Annotated in this window: 2 tRNA genes and 2 rRNA genes; all 4 read left to right on the top strand. The window is 48.3% G+C overall.

Annotation, left to right across the window (positions count from 1 at the left end):
- Positions 1 to 792: ribosomal RNA gene (locus J3998_RS12925) — 16S ribosomal RNA — on the top strand; the annotation flags it as partial.
- A 65-nt stretch (positions 793 to 857) separates the two neighbouring features.
- A tRNA-Ala gene (locus J3998_RS12920) sits at positions 858 to 933 on the top strand.
- Between the two features lie 34 nt (positions 934 to 967).
- Positions 968 to 1044: transfer RNA gene (locus J3998_RS12915), tRNA-Ile, on the top strand.
- A gap of 530 nt (positions 1045 to 1574) precedes the next feature.
- Positions 1575 to 4441 (top strand): 23S ribosomal RNA (locus J3998_RS12910).
- The last annotated feature ends 60 nt before the right edge of the window (positions 4442 to 4501 follow it).

Genomic DNA, 4501 nt, shown 5'->3' with positions numbered 1-4501 from the left:
TGACGCTGAGGTGCGAAAGCGTGGGTAGCAAACGGGATTAGATACCCCGGTAGTCCACGCCGTAAACGATGTCAACTAGCTGTTGGCCTTATTAAAAAGGTTAGTAGCGCAGCTAACGCGATAAGTTGACCGCCTGGGGAGTACGGTCGCAAGATTAAAACTCAAAGGAATTGACGGGGGCCCGCACAAGCGGTGGAGCATGTGGTTTAATTCGATGCAACGCGAAGAACCTTACCATCCCTTGACATCCAGAGAACTTTCTAGAGATAGATTGGTGCCTTCGGGAGCTCTGTGACAGGTGCTGCATGGCTGTCGTCAGCTCGTGTCGTGAGATGTTGGGTTAAGTCCCGCAACGAGCGCAACCCTTATCATTAGTTGCTACCATTTAGTTGAGAACTCTAATGAGACTGCCGGTGATAAACCGGAGGAAGGCGGGGACGACGTCAAGTCATCATGGCCCTTATGGGATGGGCTACACACGTGCTACAATGGACGATACAAAGAGCAGCCAGCCAGCAATGGTGCGCGAATCTCAAAAAATCGTTCGTAGTCCGGATTGGAGTCTGCAACTCGACTCCATGAAGTCGGAATCGCTAGTAATCGCAAATCAGAATGTTGCGGTGAATACGTTCCCGGGCCTTGTACACACCGCCCGTCACACCATGGGAGTGGATTGCAAAAGAAGTAGGTAGCTTAACCTTCGGGAGGGCGCTTACCACTTTGTGGTTCATGACTGGGGTGAAGTCGTAACAAGGTAGCCGTAGGGGAACCTGCGGCTGGATCACCTCCTTTAAGAAAATAAAGGTTGCGAGTCTTGACGAGCTTTCACATAAATTCTTTCTGAATTACCGAATTAAGGGGCTATAGCTCAGCTGGGAGAGCGCCTGCTTTGCACGCAGGAGGTCTGCGGTTCGATCCCGCATAGCTCCACCAATTATTGAGTTGGTCGTAGACGGGCTCATCTATTGGGTCTGTAGCTCAGTTGGTTAGAGCGCACCCCTGATAAGGGTGAGGTCGGTGGTTCAAATCCACCCAGACCCACCAATTTTATCCTGCTCTTTGTTAGAGGATTGCTCGTTTACTAAGAATAAACGTCACAATTATCTATCTCGACCAGAATAAAATTAAAGCTAATGAAAAAAGTTAGCCTAGTAAACCTGTTAATAAGGTTTTAATTTAAGTTTAAATTAAGAAATTATTAACAGTTTTATTTTGAAATTGAGCAAGGAATGTTATAATTCCGCTTCTCAGTTTCTTAGACTGAAGATCTTTAAAAATTTGGAATAATGATTGATATGACAGCCGATTGTCATATTGATAAGACTGAATGATCTCCAATCATTCAGTCGTATTGCTGGATTGTTAATTGTAAGGTTAACAGTCATATGTAATAGGTAACGCAATACTTAATTGAGATTACTCAAGTGTATTTGTGTCAGCGATGAACCTTAGTCATCGCAACTCATTAGGCTTTAATTGAAAGACTTTTGGATGGTTATTTAGCGTAGCAGTTAAGTGATCAGATGAAGAAAGAAACTGCATTACAAAAGGTTAAGGTTATTTTTGAGTTGTATAGTTAAGTGACTAAGCGTACACGGTGGATGCCTAGGCGGTAGAAGGCGATGAAGGACGTGATAGCCTGCGATAAGCTCTGGTGAGGTGGCAAATACCCTGTGACCCAGAGATTTCCGAATGGGAAAACCCATCCTTTATGGATATCCTCTTATGAGGAAGCTAACCCGGAGAACTGAAACATCTAAGTACCCGGAGGAAAAGAAATCAACCGAGATTCCCTTAGTAGCGGCGAGCGAACGGGGACCAGCCCTTAAGCATTAATTAAGATAGTAGAATCGTCTGGAAAGTCGAACGATACAGGGTGATAGTCCCGTATGCGAAATCTTATTTAGTGTGAAATCGAGTAGGACGGAACACGTGAAATTCTGTCTGAACATGGGGGGACCACCCTCCAAGGCTAAATACTCTCTACCGACCGATAGTGAACCAGTACCGTGAGGGAAAGGCGAAAAGAACCCCTGGAGGGGAGTGAAATAGAACCTGAAACCGTGTACGTACAAGCAGTGGGAGCACCTTCGTGGTGTGACTGCGTACCTTTTGTATAATGGGTCAGCGACTTACGTTATGTAGCAAGGTTAACCGTATAGGGGAGCCGTAGGGAGACCGAGTCTTAACTGGGCGAATAGTTGCATGGCGTAGACCCGAAACCGGGCGATCTATCCATGGCCAGGTTGAAGGTGCCGTAACAGGTACTGGAGGACCGAACCCACGTATGTTGAAAAATGCGGGGATGAGCTGTGGATCGGAGTGAAAGGCTAATCAAGCTCGGAGATAGCTGGTTCTCCTCGAAATCTATTTAGGTAGAGCCTCATGTCTCACTGTTGGGGGTAGAGCACTGTTATGGTCTAGCGGCCCGTCAAGGGTTAGCAGCCCATTGCAAACTCCGAATACCAACAAGTGCAATCATGGGAGACAGACTGCGGGTGCTAACGTCCGTTGTCAAGAGGGAAACAACCCAGACCGCCAGCTAAGGTCCCTAAACACTACTCAGTGGGAAAGGATGTGGGAAGGCTTAGACAGTCAGGAGGTTGGCTTAGAAGCAGCCACCCTTTAAAGAAAGCGTAATAGCTCACTGATCGAGTCGGCCTGCGCCGAAGATTTAACGGGGCTAAGTAGTGTACCGAAGCTGCGGATGCGTTTTAACGCATGGTAGAGGAGCGTTCTGTAAGCCTGCGAAGGGGCATTGTAAAGTGTCCTGGAGGTATCAGAAGTGCGAATGCTGACATAAGTAGCGATAAAGGGAGTGAAAAGCTCCCTCGCCGAAAGACCAAGGTTTCCTACGCAACGTTAATCGACGTAGGGTTAGTCGGCCCCTAAGACGAGGCAGAGATGCGTAGTCGATGGGAAGTAGGTTAATATTCCTACACTTTTTATAACTGCGATGGAGGGACGGAGAAGGCTATGCCAGCCTGGCGATGGTTGTCCAGGTTCAAGGTTGTAGGCATGTATCTTAGGAAAATCCGGGATACTTTATGCTGAGAACTGATAACGAGCTCTATTTTGAGCGAAGTGGTTGATGCCATGCTTCCAAGAAAATCTTCTAAGCTTCAGGTTATAAAAAACCGTACCCCAAACCAACACAGGTGGTCAGGATGAGAATTCCAAGGCGCTTGAGAGAACTCGGGTGAAGGAACTAGGCAAAATGACACCGTAACTTCGGGAGAAGGTGTGCCCCTGCCGGTGATGAGCTTTACGCTCTAAGCTAGTGGGGGTTGCAGAGACCAGGTGGCTGCAACTGTTTACTAAAAACATAGCACTCTGCAAAATCGAAAGATGACGTATAGGGTGTGACGCCTGCCCGGTGCCGGAAGGTTAATTGATGGGGTTAGCTTATGCGAAGCTCTTGATCGAAGCCCCGGTAAACGGCGGCCGTAACTATAACGGTCCTAAGGTAGCGAAATTCCTTGTCGGGTAAGTTCCGACCTGCACGAATGGCGTAATGATGGCCACACTGTCTCCACCCGAGACTCAGCGAAATTGAACTCGCAGTTAAGATGCTGCGTACCCGCGGCTAGACGGAAAGACCCCGTGAACCTTTACTACAGCTTTACACTGGACTTTGACCTAACTTGTGTAGGATAGGTGGGAGGCTTTGAAACTGTGACGCCAGTTGCAGTGGAGCCATCCTTGAAATACCACCCTGGTTATGTTGAGGTTCTAACCTAGATCAGTGAATCCTGGTCAGGGACAGTGTATGGTGGGTAGTTTGACTGGGGCGGTCTCCTCCCAAAGTGTAACGGAGGAGCGCGAAGTTACCCTCAGCACGGTCGGACATCGTGCAATGAGCGCAAGAGTAAAAGGGTGATTGACTGCGAGACAGACACGTCGAGCAGGTACGAAAGTAGGTTCTAGTGATCCGGTGGTTCTGTGTGGAAGGGCCATCGCTCAACGGATAAAAGGTACTCCGGGGATAACAGGCTGATACCGCCCAAGAGTTCATATCGACGGCGGTGTTTGGCACCTCGATGTCGGCTCATCACATCCTGGGGCTGAAGTCGGTCCCAAGGGTATGGCTGTTCGCCATTTAAAGTGGTACGCGAGCTGGGTTTAGAACGTCGTGAGACAGTTCGGTCCCTATCTGCCGTGGGCGTTGGAGAATTGAGAGGGGCTGCTCCTAGTACGAGAGGACCGGAGTGGACGAACCGCTGGTGTTCCAGTTGTCATGCCAATGGCATTGCTGGGTAGCTATGTTCGGGAAGGATAACCGCTGAAAGCATCTAAGCGGGAAACCTGCCTCAAGATGAGTTCTCCCTAGACTTTAAGTCTTCTGAAGGGCCGTTAGAGACTATGACGTTGATAGGCAAGGTGTGGAAGTGCAGTAATGTATGAAGCTAACTTGTACTAATTACCCGTGAGGCTTAACTATACAACTCAAAAGTAACTTTGCGAAAGCGAAGTGAAGATTGAGGTTCATCGAGAGATGGCA

It is taken from the genome of Thiomicrorhabdus marina, from assembly GCF_017571465.1.
In the GTDB taxonomy this organism is placed as follows: domain Bacteria; phylum Pseudomonadota; class Gammaproteobacteria; order Thiomicrospirales; family Thiomicrospiraceae; genus Thiomicrorhabdus; species Thiomicrorhabdus marina.
This window is presented reverse-complemented; position numbering and strand designations above follow the sequence as displayed.